Genomic DNA, 21,093 nt, shown 5'->3' on the forward strand with positions numbered 1-21,093 from the left:
ACGAGACTGCAAATATAATGCTAATATTTAGTATTCAAAGAATAATGGAAAATTATTTTTTAATAGCTTTTTCTGATTTTTTAGAATAATATTTTTCATTTTAAAAAGTTACCTTTGCACTAAAATTAAAATAAATGTTATGTCAGATACAATTGAAAAAGTAAAGTGCTTAATTATAGGTTCAGGTCCTGCAGGATATACAGCTGCAATTTATGCTGCTAGAGCCAACATGAAACCCGTTTTATATCAAGGAACACAGCCAGGAGGACAATTAACAACAACAAATGAAGTTGAAAATTGGCCTGGAAATCCAGAGGGAATAACTGGTCCACAAATGATGGTTGGTATTCAAGAGCAAGCACAACGTTTCGGTACTGATGTTCGTGACGGTTGGGCTACAAAAGTTGATTTTTCTGGAGAAGTTCACAAAGTTTGGATTAATGATACAAAAGAAATTCACGCGGAAACTGTCATAATCTCAACAGGTGCATCAGCAAAATACTTAGGATTACCTTCAGAACAGCATTATTTACAAACTGGTGGTGGTGTTTCTGCTTGTGCGGTTTGTGATGGTTTCTTCTACAGAAATCAAGAAGTTGTAATTGTTGGCGCAGGAGATTCTGCATGTGAAGAAGCACATTATTTATCTAAACTTTGTACTAAAGTTACCATGCTTGTAAGAAGCGAAAAATTTAGAGCTTCAAAAATTATGGAAGAGCGCGTTCGCAAAACTGAAAATATTACCATTCTTATGAACCATGACACGGTTGAAGTTTTGGGAGATGGTCAAGTTGTTACTGCTGTAAAAGCAAAAAATAAAACAACAGGAGAGATTTTTGATATTCCAGCTACCGGTTTTTTTGTGGCAATCGGTCACAAACCTAATACAGATATTTTTAAGGACTATTTAACGCTTGATGAAACAGGTTATATCATTAATATTCCTGGTACTTCGAAGACTAATGTTGCTGGTGTTTTTGTGGGCGGTGATGCCGCAGATCATGTTTACAGACAAGCGATAACTGCTGCGGGAACAGGTTGTATGGCAGCACTTGATGCTGAACGTTATTTGGCTTCTAAAGAATAAGTTTTTTTGTTAAAGCAAAAAATCCCGTCTTGATAATTTTCTAGACGGGATTTTTTTTATTTTGGTGTTGGTTTTTTCATGATTGTTGCACTATCTGAAAAACGCTTTATTTCAATTTTTATTGGTTCTCCATACAATTCTATTTCGCTATTTCCAGAAGCATCTATGGTAGCAATATTGCTGACAGTTATAGTATTTTTTGCATATCCAGTTACTTCTAATAAAGCATTTTTAACGATTAATTTCTTGCCCATAAACTCACTATTATTATCTAATCGAAGTTTTAAATTTGCGACATCTCCTTCAATTTCTGCTCCTGATTTTTGATACATATCAAATCTCATGTCAATCGAAGAAATTAACGCTTTTACATTAGCACTTTTACTGATATCGATGGCAGCTTTTTCTGATTTGAGGTTTAATTCCACTTTTGATTTATCATTAGCCATCAAGGTGAAATTTTTTGTTTTTGCATTTAAATACAATTTCGAATAATCATAGCTTTTAAAAGTAATATTATCTAAAACAAGATCAGAAAGTGCCGTAACATTGGTTTCGTCTTTTGCAATTACCAAATTAAATACATCAGTGTAAGTAATGCGAACACTTAGTTTTTTGTAGCTCGAAAGGTCTCTTGAAGTTGAAATTCTCAAGTTATTACCTGTGATTTTATACTCAACAAATTCAATTATATTGTCATCAGCTTCAACTTCAAGCGCGCATTCTTTTCCTTTAACCAAAAAAACTTCTAGGTTATCTTCAACTTCAATGCTTTCGAAGTTTTCGATTTGTTTTTGTTCTAGTTTAACAATTTTGGAGCCTTTTACTTTTTCTTTTTTTTGACCAAATGTTATCACTGTGAGAAAAAGGAAACTAAGTAAAATAATTTTTTTCATGAAAAATGGCACTATTAGTTTTTACTACGTACAGTTCGTTTCGTCTTCTGAACGATACTCGTGTGTCAAAAATAGAAAAAAAAACATCCCAATTTTCATTGAGATGTTTTTATTAACTTAATCTTTCGAAACGCTTCCGCCTGAACTTTCTTCTTTTATAACTGTTTTGGGTGTAGAGTAATAATTTATTGAACTACCACTAGAAGCTTTTGCATTGATGCTTACTAATGGATGAACCCTTGTTGAACTTCCGCTTGATGACTCTGATATTACATCGTTTACTAATAAATCTCTTGATTCGATCGTACTTCCGCTAGTTGATTCTGTTTTTAGACGCAATGCTTTTCCGTTTATAGTTAGTGAACTTCCACTGCTTGACTCACAACTGATATTGTCAAATTCTAATGAGAGTTTTGTTTCGCTTCCACTAGTAGTTTCTATTGAAATATCAGTTCCTTTTAGTATTCCTTTTGAGCTTACAGAAGAACCACTTGTAGATTCAACGGATGATAATAATGGTAACTTAACTCTGATGTTTCTAGCTTTTGCCTCGTCTATATTTTCATCAGTAGTAATAATTAGTGTACCATCTTCTACGCGTGTTGTGATATGATCTTGCAAGTTTTCATCGGCTTCAACTTCTACCAAATAACTATTTGATTGTTCTATGGTTACATTTAAACCACGACTGACATCGATTTTTGAAAAATTATTTTCAACGTTACGGGTTTGTGTGGTTACATTTCCATTGCCATCTATACCATTACTAAAATCAATTTTTGAATTGCAAGACGTTAACAAGAGTGTAGTGATTATAACTGCAACAAATTTTGTACTAGATTTGATTAACTGTATCATGATTATTCGGTTTTAATTATTATTCCGTCTTTGTTTATTTCAAGTTTTCCTGTTTTTCCTGATTTGGTTTCGGTTACAGTTTTTCCATTTACTTTTACGGTTACAATGTCAGTACTATCATTTTCGCTTGTGATTACTTCTGTTGTTCCTTCAACATCCATGTATTCATTTTCTTCTGGTGGACAGTTTAAACATTTCACTTGATTGGTGTCTACTTTATAAATATAGTCATCTGAACTGTGGTGTAAATTAAAAAAGTCGTTATCAGATTCATCATATAATTGTAAACTTTTGTCCATTTTAAACAACGTTTCTTTTGGTAAATACAAATAGATTTCTACCTGTTGGTTTCTATATTTACTAGCCATTTCTGTTAGTAAATAGTTATCTAAAAGTAATTGATTTCCAACTAATTTAAAGCCATACTTTATTTTTTCGGCTCTTTTGTTAGCTTCATTAAATGATTTTCCTTCGGCTAATTTTTCAATTTGTAAATAGGCAAAGGCTTTATCAGTCGATTTCAATTCAAATTTCACATTGTTGGAATAAATTACTTCTTGCTTAGTAGAGTCTTGTGTGAAAACAAAATCTTCATTGTCATAAATGCTTTTTGAAAAGAAATCATTGTTTACAAATTTTATTTGTAATGTATCTTTTGGATTAAATTGAAGTGTTTCTTTCAAAACCACTTTTCCGTCATAAGCTCTTTCAGTTGATTGTTTGATACCAATAAATATTAATGATCCAACAGCAAAAATCCAAATAGCCAATAAGCTGTATTTTGCAATGTTACCAATAGATTTTAAATTGGTCACCAATAGTTTTAATCCTAGTAATAAGAAAAAGAAAAATGGAATTCCGATAGCGAAGAATGTTAATATTCCAAAAATCCATAACGGTACATCGGTATAATTAACAGCATCAACATAGCGTTGCCATGGTGTGTCGATGAAAGATGTTGTTCCAAAAGTGAACAAGCCAATAAACAATCCAACCAATGTTAGTGCAGATATTACCAAGATTATGGCTCCTAAAACTTTGGCAAAAGCACCAAATATTTTAGTAATAATATCACCAAGTCCGCTTGCTACTCTTTCGGCACCCGTTTTGACTTGGTTTCCCATTTTGTCATAGTCAGCATTTTTAAATTTATTTGAAACACTATCAAATTCTTCTCTTACTTTCTTTTCAATATTTGAAATTGTTACAGGTTCACCGGTCATTTCAAGTTTTTCTGAAGTAGTAATGGCTTTTGGTGTAGCTATCCAGAAAACAAAATAAGCAATTAATCCTGAACCTCCAACGAAGGTAAAAAACAAGAAAATAATTTTAATCCAAACAGCGTCAATGCCAAGATAATGGCTTAAACCCGAACAAACACCAGCAATAGTTGCTCTGTCTTTATCGCGATACAATTTTTTTGATCTTGTATAAGGATAAAATGGTTCTGGAGTTTTGACATCTGAGTCATCGTCAATTCTATAATCTTCAGGTTGACCCATAACCACAATTACTTCATCAACATCTTTACTATTGATAACGTGTTTGTCGCTTTTTTGCTTTTCAGTAAGCAATTCAGCCACGCGCATTTCAATGTCTTTCATGATTTCATCTTTACCAGAAGAATTAGAAAGGGAACGTTTTATAGCCTCGAAATATCGAGTTAATTTTTGGTATGCATCTTCATCAATGTGAAAGAATAAACCACCTATATTAATATTTACTGTTTTGTTCATGATTGTTATTTTTGATTGGTTATGATATTTACAGCATCAGATAGTTCTGTCCAAGTACTGTTTAATTCAGTTAAAAATGTTTTTCCTAATTCGGTTAATCCATAATATTTTCTTGGTGGTCCCGAAGTTGATTCTTCCCAACGATAATTGAGTAAACCGTCGTTTTTGAGTCTTGTCAATAGCGGATAAACGGTTCCTTCTACTACAAGTAATTTTGCGTTTTTTAAAGTGTCTAATATTTCAGAGGTGTAGGCATCTTTTTCTTTTAGGACAGACAAGATACAAAATTCTAAAACACCTTTACGCATCTGGGCTTTTGTGTTTTCAATATTCATAATACATAATTTATTTTTTTTCGATTTAGTGATACGTTTCTATATTGGTATTTAATCCTCAGAAATACTAACAATCATATTTGACTGTCTGTTTCCATTGAGCATAATGGTGTATTTTTCATTTTCAACCATGCTAAAAGCAATTTTATTGTTCCCTTGTTTGCGGTATACTTTAGAAAAAACCACTTTGTCTTGTTCATTTCTTACCAAAACTTTTACATTGTCATCTAATTTTAAATTAAATTTTAGATTGACATCTACATCTTCCTTAGCTACAATTTCGAATTGATGAGATTCTTTTTGTAATTCAGAAGTTACTTTTTGAGAATTTTTGATTTCAATAGCATTCTCTTGTGCTACTAATTTAGTTGCTGCTACAACTAAAAACGCTGTGATTAAGATTAACTGTTTCATTTTTTGATTGATTTTAATTGATGATTAATGATTATTATTTAAAAAAAGGTATGCTCAAAGGGTATTTGTAATGTTCGCCATTGGATGTTTTGACAGCTGCATAAATAATTAATATAAATTCAATTACTTTAAGGAAGCAAAACAACAACACAGCTATAATTCCAAGGATTGCGATTCCAGTAATGTTGCCACCATTTAAATTTTTGATTAGAAAATCATCGTGGTGAATTACAGTCTCAAATGAAATATTTTTGAAAACAACAAAAATAAAAATTGGAATTGCAATAAGACATAATACCATAGAGTATAAAAATATACTCAACTGAAAGTTCAATACTTGTTTGCCATTATAATCTACAAATTCGGATTCGTTTTTCTTGGCGCTCCAAATCATTATAGGAAAAATATAATTTCCAAACGGAACAATGTACTGAGACAATGCACTTATTTGTAAAAAGGTAGCTGTGTTTTTTTCGTTAGTTGTTGTCATTTTTTTGATTGATTTAATATTGATGATTGAAACTCTTTTTTAGAATACTATAGATAGACTATTAATTTCTTATACAAAGATACAATCAAAAAAAGATACTATGCAATACAAAGTACTAATATTTAACAAAAAATTAACATTTAATAAAAATCAAGAACTAACCTAGTTTTTTGTACTTTTATAGCAAAATCAAGCACTTATGGAATTTTCTCCCTCAAAATTAAATACTTTTTTATTTTTCAAATTACCTTCTGCTTATTGGTGTGGCGTTAGGGTGAAATCACTTTCTAATCAACAATGTGTTGTAACTGTAAAACACCGTTGGTTTAATCAAAACCCATTTAAATCTATGTATTTTGCAGTTCAAGCTATGGCAGCCGAGCTAACCACAGGTGCTTTGGTTATGATGCAAATCAAAAAAAGTAAAAGAAAAATATCTATGTTAGTTGCCAATAACAATGGGAATTTCACCAAAAAAGCAACAGGCAGAATTACATTTACCTGCAATGATGGACATTTAATAGGGGAAGCAATACTAAAAACGATTGCTACAGGCGAAGGTCAAACATTTTGGATGAAATCTATTGGTATCAATGAAAAAGGAGAACAAGTTTCCGAATTAAATTTTGAATGGAGTATTAAATTGAAGTAATAAACAAAAGTTAAACCCTTTATAATTAGGTTTTATTTGTGATGCTTTGGTCGTAAATTTGTTAAAAAATTAATCGAAATGAAAATTCTAATTACAGGTGCAACAGGTTTAATAGGCGGTGAATTAGTAAAACTGTTACTAGAAAAAAATCATACGGTAAACTACTTAACAACTTCGAAGTCAAAAATTAAAGATAAACTAAATTATAAAGGTTTTTTTTGGAATCCACAAGAAGGAAAGATTGATGATCGTTGTATTTATGATGTTGAGGTTATCATTCATTTGGCTGGAGCCAATATTGCACAACGTTGGACCAATGAATACAAACAAGAAATAATTGAGAGTCGCACTTTATCAAGTGAACTAATTTTTAATTTAGTAAAGAAAGTTCCCAATCAAGTTAAACAAATAATATCAGCTTCAGGAACTGCAATTTATCCCGAAAGTTTTTCCAAAGTATATGATGAAACGGAAATAGAGTCAGAAGACAGCTTTTTATCTAACGTAGTTAAGAAATGGGAGGAAAGTGTTGACACCTTTAATACACTGGGAATAAAAGTATGCAAGCTCCGAACAGGAATTGTACTTTCCAATAAAGGTGGCGCGTTACCCGAAATGGTTAAACCTATAAAATTAGGCGTTGGTGCAGCAATGGGTTCTGGAAAACAAATTCAATCTTGGATACATATTAATGACTTGGTTGCGATGTATAATTTTGCAATTGAAAAGCAATTAAATGGTGTTTATAACGCTGTTTCGCCTAATCCAATCACCAATCAAGTCCTAACAAAAGCTATTGCGAAAAATCTTAAAAAACCATTGTGGCTTCCAAATGTTCCTGAGTTTGTGATGAAACTTGCTCTTGGTGAAATGTCTTACCTTTTGTTTTCTAGTAAAAATCTTAGTTCGAAAAAAATACTTGATACCGGCTTTCAATTTCAATTTTCAACCATTGAAAACGCAATTGAGGATTTATATGCATAAAAAAAGTGCTGTCTTATGACAGCACTTTTTTTCTATAAATAATCTTGAATTAATAATTTTTTACAGCTTTATGCTAACCTAAATGAATTCTTAGTTGATTTTGATATTCCAAATATAATTAAAACGAAAACGTAATAGTCTTAAAATTTTATTAAATTTTGGTTAAATTAATTTTAAGCCACTATTTGTTGTTGTTTGCTGCTTTTAATCCGCAATTAACAAATAATAATGACAATTTGACATTTTTAAAGAAATGGCAGTACTTTTGCATTCCGAGAAATCGGATTTAATAAAGAAAATGAAAATCAAGAATATTTTTAAAAATAAAACAGAAATGAGCACCGAAAACAAAGATAAAGAAGTCATTGAAAATGAAGTTGAAAGCGTTGTTAATGAATTAGAAACAGCTGAAGAATTAAGTGCAGAAGCCAAGTTAGAAGAAGATTTAGCGAACGAAAAAGATAAATTCCTTCGCTTGTTTGCTGAGTTTGAAAATTTCAAAAAAAGAACATCAAAAGAGCGTATCGATTTGTTTAGAACTGCCAATCAAGAAGTTTTACAAGCCATGTTGCCAGTTATGGACGATTTTGACAGAGCCATGGTTCAAATTTCAAAATCAGAAGATGAAGTTTTATTGAAAGGTGTAGAATTAATATACGAAAAACTAAAAAGCACTTTAGTATCTAAAGGTTTAGAACAAGTTGATATTAAATCTGGTGATGTTTTTAATGCTGATTTTGCAGAAGCAATTACCCAAATTCCTGCACCAACAGATGATTTAAAAGGTAAAATTGTAGATGTAATTGAAAAAGGATATAAATTGGGTGACAAAATTATTCGTTTTCCAAAAGTTGTTATCGGACAATAAATTAAGACCATGAGCAAAAAAGATTTTTACGAAATACTTGGCGTTTCAAAAAGCGCTTCACCAGAGGAAATAAAAAAGGCATACCGAAAGAAAGCTATTGAATTTCACCCTGACAAGAATCCAGGCAACAAGGAAGCGGAAGAAAACTTTAAAACAGCTGCAGAAGCTTATGAAGTTTTGAGTGATGCTGACAAAAAAGCAAAATACGATCAATATGGTCATGCTGCTTTTGATGGCAACGGAGGTTATGGCGGTGGACATCACATGAATATGGATGACATTTTCAGTCAGTTTGGAGATATTTTTGGTGGTGCTTTTGGTGGTGGAGGTTTTGGTGGTTTCGGAGGAAATTCTGGAGGTCAACGAAAAGTGAAAGGAAGCAATCTTCGTATTAAAGTGAAACTAACTTTAGAAGAAATTGCTAATGGAGTTGAGAAAAAAGTAAAAGTTAAACGCAAAGTACAAGCTGCGGGTGTTAAATATAAAACGTGTTCAACTTGTAACGGTCAAGGTCAAGTTTTGCGTGTGACCAATACAATTTTAGGAAGAATGCAATCTGCTACAACGTGCCATGTATGTGGTGGGACAGGGCAAACAATTGAAAGTAAACCATCAAATGCTGATGCTCATGGAATGATACTTGAGGACGAAACAGTATCGATTAAAATTCCAGCTGGAGTTGTTGATGGTATGCAATTAAAAGTTTCTGGCAAAGGAAATGATGCGCCAGGAAATAGTATTTCTGGTGATTTAATTGTTGTTATCGAAGAGTTAGAACACGAGTTTTTAAAACGCGAAGGAGAAAATCTACATTATGATTTATACATTAGTATAGCTGAAGCGGCTCTTGGAGTATCCAAAGAGATTGAAGCTATCAATGGTAAAGTTAGAATTAAACTGGAAGAAGGAATTCAATCTGGTAAAATTTTACGTTTGAAAGGAAAAGGAATTCCAAGTATTAATAGTTATGGTAGTGGCGATTTATTAGTCCATGTAAATGTTTGGACACCCAAAACATTATCAAAAGAACAACGTCAATTCTTTGAGAAATCATTGAATGATGAGAACTTTACACCAAACCCTGAAAAGGGTGACAAATCTTTTTTTGAAAAAGTAAAAGATATGTTTTCATAATTAAAAAAATAGTTTTACTTTTGAATATTACTTGGAAATAGGTAATTTCTTTTTCATAGCAATTTTTCCCATCCTCATGTAAAAATTAGGGTGGGTTTTTTTTGTAACATTTATTTCTCATTGCTTACTTATTAAGTACTTTTACAAAATTCAATAACAGTATCAATCGCAATTACAAAAATCAAAAAAGTAATTATCATTGATATTGATTTTTGAAATTGATTATTTGAAATTTTAAATATGAGTACTATTCTTGAAGTAAAGAACGTTGTTAAGCAATATGGTGATTATACCGCGCTCAACGAAGTTTCTTTAACTGTTCCAAAAGGCAGTATATATGGGCTTCTTGGTCCAAATGGCGCTGGAAAAACTTCCTTAATTCGAATTATAAACCAAATCACCATGCCTGATAGTGGTGAAATTATTTTGGATGGCGAAAAATTAAATCCTTCCCATGTACACAGTATTGGTTACATGCCCGAAGAACGTGGTTTGTACAAAACTATGAAAGTAGGTGAACAGTGTTTGTATTTGGCACAACTAAAAGGATTAACAAAAGCCGAAGCCAAACACGAATTGGAGTATTGGTTTAAACGACTAGAAATCGAAGGTTGGTGGAATAAAAAAGTAGAAGAGTTGTCTAAAGGAATGGCTCAAAAAGTGCAGTTTGTGGTTACTGTTTTGCATAAACCAAAGTTGCTTATTCTGGACGAACCGTTCTCTGGTTTTGATCCCGTGAATGCCAATTTAATTAAAGATGAAATTATTGAATTAAATAGGCAAGGAACTTCTGTTATTTTCTCCACACATAGAATGGAAAGTGTAGAAGAAATGTGTGATTATATCGCTTTAATCCATAAATCGAATAAACTTATAGAAGGCAAGTTATCGGATGTCAAAAAACAATTCAGGACAAATGATTACGAAGTGGGAATTCTAACGGATAATATGGAAGGTTTGATGTATGACTTATCTCAAAAGTTTACCATTGCGCAAACAAATTTCAAATCCTTGCACGATGAGTTGAAACTCAAAATTAATATTGGTACTTCAACCCCAAATGAATTATTACATATTTTAGTGCAACGTGGACAAGTAACTCACTTTGTGGAAAAAATCCCGAGTGTGAATGATATTTTTATACAAACTGTAACTGAGAAATAATTAAGGAATTAGGATTTTGAGATTTAGGATTTTTAATTCCTAATTCCCAAATCCTTAATTGTAAATAAAAAACATGAGTAAATTAAGTTTAATTATTAAAAGAGAGTTTATTGCCAAAGTGCGTAATAAATCATTCATCGTAATGACCTTTTTAAGTCCGTTATTGTTTGTAGGGATTGCTGTTTTTGTGGGTTATTTAAGTTCTATGAAAGCCGATTTGAAAACTATAGCTATTCATGACGAAACGGGTTTGTTTGCCAAAGAATTTAAAAGCGATGACGAATATAAATATGTCGATTTATCATTGGTTGATACCAAAATTTTAAAAGACAGTATTGTCAACGAAAGCTATGAAGGACTTTTACTAATCCCAAAAGCAACTGATAACAAATCACTCGAAAAAGGCATTCAATATGTTTCAAACGATAGCCCGAGTGTTATGTTTATTGAAGATATTCAAGATGTTATCAGTAAAAAACTCACCCAAGAAAACTATATCAAATCGGGTTTAGACACTTTAGCAATAAAGAATGCGAATGCAGCTGTTGATATCAAACTCTCCAAAGCTTCTGGTGAAGCGGCACTCAAAGGTTTAAACGAAATCAAAATCGCTATTGGTGGCGCTTTTGGTTATCTCATTATGATGTTTATTATAATTTATGGCAACATGGTAATGCGAAGCGTTATCGAAGAAAAAGTATCACGAATCATAGAAGTAATTATATCATCGGTAAAACCATTTCAATTGATGATGGGAAAAATCATAGGTACCTCAATGGCTGGAATTCTACAATTTTTCATTTGGGCAATTCTCGGGTTAACAGCAATGTTTGTTTTGTCATCCATTTTTGGGGTACAAATGGGCGCAACCTCTGGTATTCAAGGGCAAGCCATGCAAACTGCCCAAAGTGAAATGGGTGGAACAATCCAACTTTATATTAAAGAACTTTGGAATTTACCGATAGCAACTATTTTAATTTCGTTTGTCATCTATTTTATTGGTGGTTACTTTCTATACAGTTCGTTTTACGCTTCCATTGGTGCTGCAGTAGATAATGAAACTGACTCACAACAATTTCTGTTGCCAATCATTATGCCATTGATTTTAGGCGTTTATATTGGTTTCTTTACCGTAATTAATGATCCACACGGAACTGTTGCTACTGTTTTCTCCATGATTCCGTTGACTTCACCTATCGTGATGATGATGCGAATTCCATTTGGTGTGCCTTTATGGCAAATTATTATCTCTATGGTGTTATTGTTTGCTACTTTCTTTTTAGTAGTTTGGTTTGCTGCCAAGATTTATCGAGTAGGTATTTTAATGTATGGAAAAAAACCAACATGGAAAGAATTGTATAAATGGTCTAAATATTAAGAATATGAAAAAAGTATATTTAATTCCGGCATTATTTTTTGTAGTCGTTGTTAATGCTCAAAAAGAGCAAGTACAAAAAACTATTGAAACTTTCTTTGAAGGATTTCATGCCAAAGACACGATCAAAATCAAATCTACTTGTAGTGATTCCATGATTTTACAATCGATTATGGAAAGTGCTAAAGGAAATAAACTCTCAAACGAAAGTCCAAGTGAATTTTACAAATCGATAGCTACCATTCCTGCGGAAATGAAATTTGAAGAAAAATTATTGAGTTTTACCATTCAAGTTGATGGAACAATGGCGCATGTTTGGACTCCTTATGAATTCTATATCAATGGAAAATTTAGTCATAAAGGGGTAAATGCTTTCACCTTATTTCTTGATGGGAAGTCGTGGAAAATAATACATCTTATAGATACTAGGAGGAAGTAAATACTGTAATTTTGCATCCTAATTTAGTTTCAAATTGAAAAATATTCTCATTATAGATGACGAAGAAAAACTTCGTGGACTTCTAGCTCGAATCTTAAAATCAGAAGGGTTTGATGTTTTTGAAGCTTGTGATTTAAAATCAGGTTATAAGAAATTAGAGCTTAATGAAATTGACGTGGTATTGTGTGATGTAAAATTACCCGACGGAAATGGCGTTGATTTTCTTGAAAAGATTAAGGCGAATTTTCCAATGGTTGAAGTTATTTTATTGACGGCTTACGGCAATATTTTAGATTGTGTTCAAGCTATGAAAAATGGTGCTTTTGATTATATTGTAAAAGGAGATGATAACGATAAAATTATTCCACTTTTATACAAAGCTCTTGAAAAATCTGAACTTCAAAAAAAGGTTAAAAATCTAGAAAAACGTATTTCAGATAAATATTCGTTTGAAACCATTATTGGAAAATCAAAAGCGATTGAACAAGTGATAGATTTGGCTAAAAAAGTAGCTAAAACCAATTCAACCGTGTTATTAACAGGCGAAACAGGAACAGGAAAAGAAGTTTTTGCTCAAGCCATTCACGAAAATAGTTCGCACGCTAGTAAATCGTTTGTAGCTTTAAATTGCAGCACTTTCAGCAAAGAAATTTTAGAAAGCGAATTATTCGGACACAAGCAAGGTGCATTTACAGGAGCTATAAAAGACAAAAAAGGATTTATTGAAGAAGCCAATGGTGGCACACTTTTTCTAGATGAAATAGGTGAAATGCCATCAGAATTACAAGCCAAATTGCTTCGAGTTTTGGAGACTAATGAGTTTATTCCTGTTGGAGATACAACGCCAAAAAAATCCAATTTCCGTTTAATTGCTGCAACTAATAGAGATTTAAAAACAGAAAGCGAAGAACACCGTTTTCGTTCCGATTTGTATTTCAGATTGAATATTTTTGAAATAAATATTCCGCCATTGCGAGAAAGAGTGAAAGATATTGCGCCTTTAGTGCATTTTTTTGTGGAACAATTTTCTAATTCAATCAATAAAAAAACTTTAAAAATTGAAGAAGATTTTCTTCCAAAATTAGAAGCCTATCATTGGCCAGGAAATGTTAGAGAATTGCGAAATGTTATAGAAAGAGCCGTAATTTTAACTAGCGAAGATGTTTTAACCCTTGATGTTTTGCCTTATGAAATTCAACATCAAAATAGTAATCAAAACAAATCAATGTCTGCATTTTCAATGAATAGTGTCGAAAAAATGCACATTCAAAAAGTATTAAATTATACAAAAGGTAACAAAGCTGAAACAGCAAGGCTACTCGAAATTGGAATTGCTACTTTATACAGGAAATTGGAAGAATATAATATTCAATAAATAATCCTATCATTTTAATAAAAGCCTATCATTTTGATAGGCTTTTTTATTGCTTTTATTTTCTTTAAAATAAATAGTTGTTTGTTTTACAGTTAATTAAGTGTTTTGTTTTGTTTGTGGAACACATTTTGGCATAAGCGATGAAGAACATAAAAATTTATCGTCATGAAAAATAAAATAAATACCATCTACAAACAAGCCGAACGCTTTGCAGAAATCACCAACAAAGCCATTATTTCGGGAAACATTTCTAGAGCAAAAAAACTCTTGAGCATTGCAGAAAATCTTTTTGAAACAGGTAGCATTGAAACTAAAAATGTAATCTCAAATGTTTATGTCTATTCCGTTTCTTCTTTTATGGAATTGAGGCATTGCAGTATTTCTAATCTTTTCCCTAAAGCATTGAAAGCAGAATACATTAAGCAAATCAATGCAACTTCAGTATAATTTTAAACTAATAAAATAACTATATGATAAGCACAATTCTTTTACTCGCATTAGGAATTTTCCTTTTTGCTATTTGTTTTAAATCGGTCGAATTTTTTGAAAAAATCTAAATTATGATAGCACTTTTTATTGTCGCGCTCGCCGTATTTGGCTACTTGGTTTATGTTTTAATTAAACCTGAAAAATTTTAAATTTTAATAATAATTAAATTATGAACACAGAAATCTTTGGAGTTATAACTGTTTTTCTTCTAACCATTGTTTTGGCAATTCCAATTGGGAAATATATTGCTAAAGTATATACTGGAGACAAAACTTTTTTAGACCCAATTTTTAATCCAATTGAACGGTTTATTTTCAAAATAAGCGGTATCAATGACAAAGAAGAAATGAATTGGAAACAACACCTAAAAGCACTTTTGAGTGTTAATATGGTATGGTTTATCCTTTGCTTTTTTGTCCTAATCTTTCAAGGAAGTTTACCCTTAAACCCTGATGGAAATCCTTCAATGAGTGCCGATTTAGCTTTTAATACGGCTATTTCATTTGTAGTCAATTGTAATTTGCAACATTATTCAGGTGAAACAGGTTTGTCTTATTTAGGACAATTAATGTTGATGTTTTTACAATTCGTTTCAGCAGGTGTTGGAATGGCAGCAGCAGCATTGGTTTTCAATGCTATGAAAGAAAGAACAACCGAACATTTAGGTAATTTCTATAATTACTTTATTAAAAGTTGTACTCGTATTTTATTGCCATTATCAGCAATTGTTGCCATAGTATTAATTTTCAGTGGTACACCAATGACCTTTGAAGGTAAAGATCATATCACAACTTTACAAGGTGATACTGTTGATGTTTCTCGTGGTCCAGCAGCTGCATTCATCGGTATAAAACATATAGGAACCAATGGTGGTGGTTTCTTCGGAGTTAATTCAGCTCATCCATTTGAAAATCCAACCTATTTTACTAATGCTGTAGAACTTGCAGCTCAATTATTAATTCCTTTTGCAATGATTTTTGCTTTAGGATTTTATCTCAAAAAACGCAAACTATCTTATGTGGTTTTCGGTGTAATGACTATCGGATTTTTACTATTGGTCATTCCAACAATTAGCTCCGAATTAAACGGAAATCCGGCTATTGCTAAAATGGGAATTACACAAGCCACAGGCGCAATGGAAGGAAAAGAAGTTCGTTTTGGTCCAGCAATTTCAGGTTTTTGGAGTATTGCGACAACGGTAATTTCAACAGGTTCTGTTAATAGTATGCACGATAGTTCAATGCCAATGTCAGGAGCAATGCAATTATTAGCTATGATGGTTAATGCTTTTTATGGTGGTTGCGGTGTTGGATGGTTGAATTTCTATATATTCATAATACTTGCTGTCTTTATTTCGGGATTAATGGTCGGCAGAACACCTGAATTTTTAGGCAAAAAAATCGAAGCACGTGAAGTAAAAATAGCGGCTTTTATCGCCATTCTTCATCCATTATTAATTTTAGCAGGCACAGCTTTAGCTTCTTATTTTGCTGCAAATGATACTGCAATGGGATATTGGTTCAACGGTAATGCAACAGGTTGGCTAAACAATCCAGGCAATCATGGTTTTTCTGAAATGCTTTATGAATTCACTTCAAGTTCTGCCAACAATGGTTCAGGTTTTGAAGGATTAGGAGATAATAATCCGTTTTGGAATATAACAACGGGTATTGTATTGCTTTTGGGAAGATTTCTACCAATTATTGGTCCGCTTGCCATTGCAGGATTACTAGCTAATAAAAAATACATTCCAGAAAGTGCCGGAACTTTAAAAACGGATACGACTATTTTCGGAATTATGGTTTTCGCTGTAATCGCAATTATTGCTGCTTTATCTTTCTTCCCAGCATTAGCTTTAGGACCATTAGCAGAATATTTTACCCTAAAATAATTAAATAAAATGACTAAAAATAAATCCAATTCATTATTTGAAAGTAAGCAAGTAAAAGCTGCACTTGTGCAATCTTTTGTAAAGCTTAATCCTAAAGTAATGTTCAAAAATCCAGTAATGTTTACTGTGGAAATTGGAACTGCCATTATGTTTGTTGTGTGTATTGCCATCTTAATGGGCGCACAAAATCAAGGCAGTTTCGCTTATAATTTCATTGTATTCTTAATTTTATTAGCAACACTTTTGTTTGCCAATTTTGCAGAAGCAATTGCAGAAGCAAGAGGAAAAGCACAAGCCGATAGTTTAAGAAAAACCAGAGAAGAAACACCTGCAAGACAAATTTTACCAAATGGTGACATCAAAAATGTAAGTTCTTCTTCCTTAAAAAAAGGAGATGTTTTCATCTGTGAAGCTGGCGATTTAATTGCAACCGATGGCGAAATTATTGAAGGTTTAGCCACTATTGATGAAAGTGCTATTACAGGTGAAAGCGCACCAGTCATTCGTGAATCTGGTGGTGATAAATCTTCTGTAACAGGAGGAACAAAAGTATTGTCCGATAAAATAAAAGTCAAAGTTACATCAGAACCAGGAGAAAGTTTCCTTGATAAAATGATTGCTTTAGTAGAAGGTGCAAGTCGTCAAAAAACTCCGAATGAAATTGCATTAACTATTTTATTAGCTGCTTTTACCTTAATCTTCGTAATCGTTTGTGTAACACTGAAACCTTTTGCAGATTATGCTAATGCACCGATAACTATTGCAGCTTTTATTTCTCTTTTTGTGTGTTTAATTCCAACTACCATTGGTGGTTTATTATCAGCTATTGGTATTGCAGGAATGGATAGAGCTTTGAGAGCTAACGTAATTACAAAATCAGGTAAAGCCGTTGAAACAGCAGGCGATATTGATGTTTTGCTTTTAGATAAAACAGGTACAATCACAATAGGAAACAGAAAAGCTACTAATTTTTATCCTACCAATGGTGTTTCGCAAGAAGAGTTTATTCAATCAGCCGTATTAAGTTCTTTGGCAGATGATACTCCCGAAGGAAAAAGTATAGTAGAATTAGCAGGTAATGAAGTGGCTCAAAAACTTTCTATTGAAGGAGCTACTTTGATAAAATTCACAGCCGAAACTAGAACTTCGGGTTTAGTTTTAAAAGATGGAACTAACATTAGAAAAGGAGCTCAAGATGCTGCCAAAAACATTTCAGAACAATCAGGAAATAAATTTCCAGAAGATACAGCCAAACAAGTTATAGAAATTTCTTCAAATGGTGGAACTCCTTTAGTGGTAATTAAAAACAGTCAAGTACAAGGAGTTATTGAATTGCAAGACATCATCAAAACAGGAATGAAAGAACGTTTTGATCGTTTGAGAAAAATGGGTGTAAAAACCGTTATGGTTACTGGTGATAATCCGTTAACAGCCAAATTTATTGCAGAAAAAGCAGGTGTAGATGATTTTATTGCAGAAGCAAAACCTGAAGATAAAATGAACTACATCAAAAACGAACAGCAATTAGGTAAACTTGTTGCGATGATGGGTGATGGAACGAATGATGCTCCTGCTTTAGCGCAAGCCGATGTTGGTGTAGCTATGAACAGTGGAACACAAGCGGCAAAAGAAGCAGGAAATATGGTCGATTTAGATAATGATCCAACCAAGTTAATTGAAATTGTAGAAATTGGAAAACAACTATTAATGACCAGAGGAACGCTTACCACTTTCTCAATTGCAAATGATGTTGCTAAATATTTTGCTATCGTTCCGGCTCTTTTTATAGCTTCAATTCCAGCATTACAAGGATTAAACATTATGCATTTACATAGTCCGGAAAGTGCCATTTTATCTGCGGTTATATTCAATGCTATCATTATTCCGATATTAATTCCTTTAGCATTACGCGGTGTGGATTACAAACCAATTGGAGCAAGTGCCATTCTAAAAAGAAACCTTTTAATTTATGGTTTAGGAGGATTAATTGTGCCATTTATTGGAATAAAATTAATTGATTTAGTAGTAGCAATGTTCTTTTAAAATTTATAAAAAATGAAAAATATAATAGCAATAATAAAATTTACGGTTTTAACAGTAATTTTGTTAGCAGTGATTTATCCAGCCGTCATATGGGGAATTGCACAATTGGCTCCAAACCAAGGAAAAGGCGAAACCATTTCGGTAATTGGAAAAGTAGTAGGTTATCAAAAAATAGGTCAAAAATTTGATAAAGCAAACTATTTTTGGGGTCGTCCATCTGCAGTAGATTACAACGCTACGGGTAGTGCAGGTAGTAATAAAGGTGCCAGTAATGCAGATTATTTGGCTCAAGTTCAAAAAAGAATTGACACTTTTTTAATTGTTCATCCTTATTTGAAAAAATCGGATATACCTTCTGATATGGTTACAGCTTCAGGTAGTGGTTTGGATCCAAATATTTCTCCACAAGGAGCTTTAATTCAGGTAAAAAGAGTAGCTGAAGAAAGAAAGTTGTCTGAAGATAAATTAAAAGAATTAGTAGAAAAAATGAGTAATAAACCAACAGTTATGGGAACTGAAACAATTAATGTTTTAGAACTTAACATAGCTTTGGATAAATTAAAATAAAAATTAAATGAAAAAAACAATAATGATTGCTTTAATAGCTTTTGGATTTACAATTAGTTACGCACAAGAAAAAACACCAAGTCCATTTACCTTTTTAGGTTATATTGACACTTATTATAGTTATGATTTTGGTAATCCTGATAATCATGAAAGACCTAGTTTTTTCTATAGTTATAATAAACACAATGAAGCGTCTTTAAATTTAGGTTTGATTAAAGTCAATTATGCCAAAGACAACATCAGAGGAAACTTTGCTCTAATGGCAGGAACTTATGCGCAATACAATATGGCTGCCGAACAAGATTTAATGAAAAATATATACGAAGCCAATGTTGGTGTAAAAATTTCTAAAACATCCAATCTGTGGATTGATGCTGGTGTTATGCCTTCTCATATTGGGTTTGAAAGTGCCATTGGAAAAGATTGTATGAACTTAACTCGAAGTATTTTAGCCGACAATTCTCCTTATTATGAAGCAGGTGTAAAATTGGGTTATACTTCTAAATCTGAAAAATGGTATTTAGCAGTTATGTACTTAAATGGTTGGCAACGTATCCAGAAAATTGATGACAATCAAACACCAGCTTTTGGAACTCAAGTTACTTATAAACCTTCGGGGAAAACTACTTTAAATTGGAGTACTTATGTTGGAAATGAGCAACCAGATAGTGATAGAAAATGGCGTTATTTCAATAATTTCTACGGACAATTTAAGGTTTCAGAAAAAACAAGTTTAGTAGCAGGTTTTGACATTGGTGCACAACAAAAATTGAATGGCAGTAGCGATTATGATACTTGGTTCTCGCCAGTGATTATTGCACAATACAAACCAACTGCTAAAATACAATTGGCTGCTAGAGGCGAATATTATCAAGACGAAAAAGGAGTAATTATCGCAACAGGAACACCAAACGGGTTTAAAACATTTGGTTATTCTGCCAACTTTGATTATTTAGTTTCTGATAATGTGATGTTTAGAATTGAAGCTCGTTCTTTAAATAGTAAAGATGAGATCTTTTTGAAAGAGGGTAATCCAACAGATACAAATACATTTTTAACGACATCTTTGGCGATTTCGTTTTAGAAAAACAACCGCAAATTCGCGAATTTTTTAACTCGCGAATTTGCGGTAAATAGCAAAAAATACTTTGTGTAAATGTTGTAAAAATGGAACAAGAAAAACAAAACAACGCTCAACACTTTCTCGATTTAATTCAAAAATCACGAAGAGGAAAGTTCAAAGTCTATATAGGCATGAGTGCTGGTGTGGGCAAAACTTTTCGAATGTTGCAGGAAGCAAGAACGTTACTTAAAAAAGGGATTGATGTAAAAATTGGTTATATAGAAACCCACAACCGTAAAGAAACCCATGAGCTTTTAGATGGCTTACCCATCATTCCTAGAAGAACAATTTTTTACAAAGGAAAATCACTAGAAGAAATGGATGTTCAAGCCATTATCAACCTTCGTCCAGAGGTAGTGATTGTTGATGAACTAGCACACACCAATATTGAAGGCAGCAAAAACGAAAAGCGTTGGCAAGATGTTTTAGAAATTCTTGAAGCTGGAATCAATGTGATTTCGGCAGTAAATATTCAACACATTGAGAGTTTGAATGAAGATGTTAAAAAGATTACTGGAGTTGATGTTCAAGAGCGAATTCCCGATAATGTTTTACGTATAGCAGATGAAGTAGTAAATATCGATTTGACTTCTGAGGATTTAATTACACGTCTTAAGGAAGGAAAAATATATACCGAAGACAAAATTCAAACAGCATTAGCTAACTTTTTTAAAGCAGATCAAATACTTCAGTTGCGCGAATTAGCTCTAAGAGAAGTTGCCGGTCAAGTTGTTAGAAAAGTAGAAAACGAAGTGCCCAAAAACACAGGTTTGCGTCACGAAAAACTATTAGCTTGTATCAGCAGTAATGACAAAACAGCCAAAATTGTTATTCGTAAAACAGCACGTTTGGCAAGTTATTACAATAGCAATTGGTATGTTTTGTATGTTGAAACGCCTAATGAAAGCAGCGATAAAATCGCTTTGGACAAACAACGACATCTCATTAATAATTTTAAACTAGCCATCGAATTAGGTGCTGAAGTTATAAAAGTTGAAAACACTAAAATCACCGACGCTATATTAGATATAGTGCAACAAAAAGGCATTACAACCGTTTGCATCGGAAAACCCCACTTCAATTTATTTAAAGTAATTTTGTCTACAACGATTTTCAGAAGATTGTTAAACAGTCTTTCACTATCCAATGTTGACCTTGTAATTCTCTCATAAT

At 32.4% G+C, this 21,093-nt stretch carries 22 protein-coding genes; 16 read left to right on the forward strand and 6 right to left on the reverse strand.

Going from position 1 to position 21,093, the window contains the following annotated elements; genetic code table 11:
- Positions 1-139: 139 nt before the first annotated feature.
- Entirely contained in the window at positions 140-1,087 is a 948-nt protein-coding gene (gene trxB, locus ACSVH2_RS10985) for a thioredoxin-disulfide reductase (RefSeq protein WP_438093231.1), read from the forward strand.
- Between the two features lie 56 nt (positions 1,088-1,143).
- Here the strand turns inward: trxB and ACSVH2_RS10990 are convergent, their stop codons facing one another.
- From ACSVH2_RS10990 to ACSVH2_RS11015, 6 genes are all read right to left on the reverse strand, one after another.
- On the reverse strand, positions 1,144-1,983 hold the full coding sequence (locus ACSVH2_RS10990; RefSeq protein ID WP_438093232.1) for a GIN domain-containing protein: 840 nt from the start codon (positions 1,981-1,983) through the stop codon (positions 1,144-1,146).
- A gap of 117 nt (positions 1,984-2,100) precedes the next feature.
- Entirely contained in the window at positions 2,101-2,841 is a 741-nt protein-coding gene (locus ACSVH2_RS10995; RefSeq protein WP_438093233.1) for a head GIN domain-containing protein, read from the reverse strand.
- Between the two features lie 2 nt (positions 2,842-2,843).
- Positions 2,844-4,577 carry a PspC domain-containing protein gene (locus ACSVH2_RS11000; protein WP_438093234.1) on the reverse strand — a complete coding sequence of 578 codons (1,734 nt, stop codon included), beginning with the start codon at positions 4,575-4,577 and terminating at the stop codon, positions 2,844-2,846.
- 5 nt (positions 4,578-4,582) lie between these two features.
- A complete protein-coding gene (locus tag ACSVH2_RS11005) occupies positions 4,583-4,912 on the reverse strand; it encodes a PadR family transcriptional regulator (protein ID WP_396175488.1) in 330 nt (109 codons plus the stop codon).
- A gap of 51 nt (positions 4,913-4,963) precedes the next feature.
- Positions 4,964-5,326 (reverse strand): hypothetical protein, encoded by a 363-nt coding sequence (locus ACSVH2_RS11010; protein ID WP_438093235.1) that lies wholly within the window; start codon positions 5,324-5,326, stop codon positions 4,964-4,966.
- 34 nt (positions 5,327-5,360) lie between these two features.
- Complete coding sequence (locus ACSVH2_RS11015) at positions 5,361-5,816, reverse strand: DUF4870 domain-containing protein (protein ID WP_438093236.1); 456 nt, start codon at positions 5,814-5,816, stop codon at positions 5,361-5,363.
- Positions 5,817-6,015: 199 nt separating this feature from the next.
- On the opposite strand from ACSVH2_RS11015, the gene ACSVH2_RS11020 reads away from it, so the two are divergent.
- From ACSVH2_RS11020 to ACSVH2_RS11090, 15 genes are all read left to right on the forward strand, one after another.
- Positions 6,016-6,468 carry a DUF4442 domain-containing protein gene (locus ACSVH2_RS11020; RefSeq protein ID WP_438093237.1) on the forward strand — a complete coding sequence of 151 codons (453 nt, stop codon included), beginning with the start codon at positions 6,016-6,018 and terminating at the stop codon, positions 6,466-6,468.
- Between the two features lie 78 nt (positions 6,469-6,546).
- The gene (locus ACSVH2_RS11025; RefSeq protein ID WP_438093238.1) at positions 6,547-7,452 is read left to right on the forward strand and encodes a TIGR01777 family oxidoreductase; all 906 of its coding nucleotides are present in this window, start codon (positions 6,547-6,549) and stop codon (positions 7,450-7,452) included.
- 298 nt (positions 7,453-7,750) lie between these two features.
- Positions 7,751-8,320, forward strand: coding sequence for a nucleotide exchange factor GrpE (locus ACSVH2_RS11030; protein WP_438093365.1), 570 nt, complete (start codon positions 7,751-7,753; stop codon positions 8,318-8,320).
- A gap of 9 nt (positions 8,321-8,329) precedes the next feature.
- On the forward strand, positions 8,330-9,454 hold the full coding sequence (gene dnaJ / locus ACSVH2_RS11035) for a molecular chaperone DnaJ (RefSeq protein ID WP_438093239.1): 1,125 nt from the start codon (positions 8,330-8,332) through the stop codon (positions 9,452-9,454).
- Positions 9,455-9,694: 240 nt separating this feature from the next.
- Positions 9,695-10,618 (forward strand): ABC transporter ATP-binding protein, encoded by a 924-nt coding sequence (locus ACSVH2_RS11040; RefSeq protein ID WP_438093240.1) that lies wholly within the window; start codon positions 9,695-9,697, stop codon positions 10,616-10,618.
- 73 nt (positions 10,619-10,691) lie between these two features.
- Entirely contained in the window at positions 10,692-11,996 is a 1,305-nt protein-coding gene (locus ACSVH2_RS11045) for an ABC transporter permease (protein WP_438093241.1), read from the forward strand.
- Between the two features lie 4 nt (positions 11,997-12,000).
- Positions 12,001-12,432: a nuclear transport factor 2 family protein gene (locus ACSVH2_RS11050; protein WP_438093242.1), complete on the forward strand. Its 432-nt coding sequence runs from the start codon at positions 12,001-12,003 to the stop codon at positions 12,430-12,432.
- A 34-nt stretch (positions 12,433-12,466) separates the two neighbouring features.
- Positions 12,467-13,807, forward strand: a complete 1,341-nt coding sequence (locus tag ACSVH2_RS11055; RefSeq protein ID WP_438093243.1) for a sigma-54-dependent transcriptional regulator — start codon at positions 12,467-12,469, stop codon at positions 13,805-13,807.
- 165 nt (positions 13,808-13,972) lie between these two features.
- Entirely contained in the window at positions 13,973-14,254 is a 282-nt protein-coding gene (locus ACSVH2_RS11060; RefSeq protein ID WP_438093244.1) for a DUF7674 family protein, read from the forward strand.
- Positions 14,255-14,367: 113 nt separating this feature from the next.
- On the forward strand, positions 14,368-14,445 hold the full coding sequence (gene kdpF, locus ACSVH2_RS11065) for a K(+)-transporting ATPase subunit F (protein ID WP_091314114.1): 78 nt from the start codon (positions 14,368-14,370) through the stop codon (positions 14,443-14,445).
- A gap of 20 nt (positions 14,446-14,465) precedes the next feature.
- On the forward strand, positions 14,466-16,187 hold the full coding sequence (kdpA, locus tag ACSVH2_RS11070) for a potassium-transporting ATPase subunit KdpA (RefSeq protein ID WP_438093245.1): 1,722 nt from the start codon (positions 14,466-14,468) through the stop codon (positions 16,185-16,187).
- Between the two features lie 9 nt (positions 16,188-16,196).
- Positions 16,197-18,230: a potassium-transporting ATPase subunit KdpB gene (gene kdpB / locus ACSVH2_RS11075; protein WP_438093246.1), complete on the forward strand. Its 2,034-nt coding sequence runs from the start codon at positions 16,197-16,199 to the stop codon at positions 18,228-18,230.
- Positions 18,231-18,242: 12 nt separating this feature from the next.
- Positions 18,243-18,797, forward strand: coding sequence for a K(+)-transporting ATPase subunit C (locus ACSVH2_RS11080; RefSeq protein WP_438093247.1), 555 nt, complete (start codon positions 18,243-18,245; stop codon positions 18,795-18,797).
- Positions 18,798-18,804: 7 nt separating this feature from the next.
- Positions 18,805-19,881, forward strand: a complete 1,077-nt coding sequence (locus ACSVH2_RS11085) for a porin (protein ID WP_438093248.1) — start codon at positions 18,805-18,807, stop codon at positions 19,879-19,881.
- An 83-nt stretch (positions 19,882-19,964) separates the two neighbouring features.
- On the forward strand, positions 19,965-21,092 hold the full coding sequence (locus tag ACSVH2_RS11090) for a sensor protein KdpD (RefSeq protein ID WP_438093249.1): 1,128 nt from the start codon (positions 19,965-19,967) through the stop codon (positions 21,090-21,092).
- Position 21,093 lies beyond the last annotated feature (1 nt).

Source organism: Flavobacterium sp. RSB2_4_14, assembly GCF_051547085.1.
In the GTDB taxonomy this organism is placed as follows: domain Bacteria; phylum Bacteroidota; class Bacteroidia; order Flavobacteriales; family Flavobacteriaceae; genus Flavobacterium.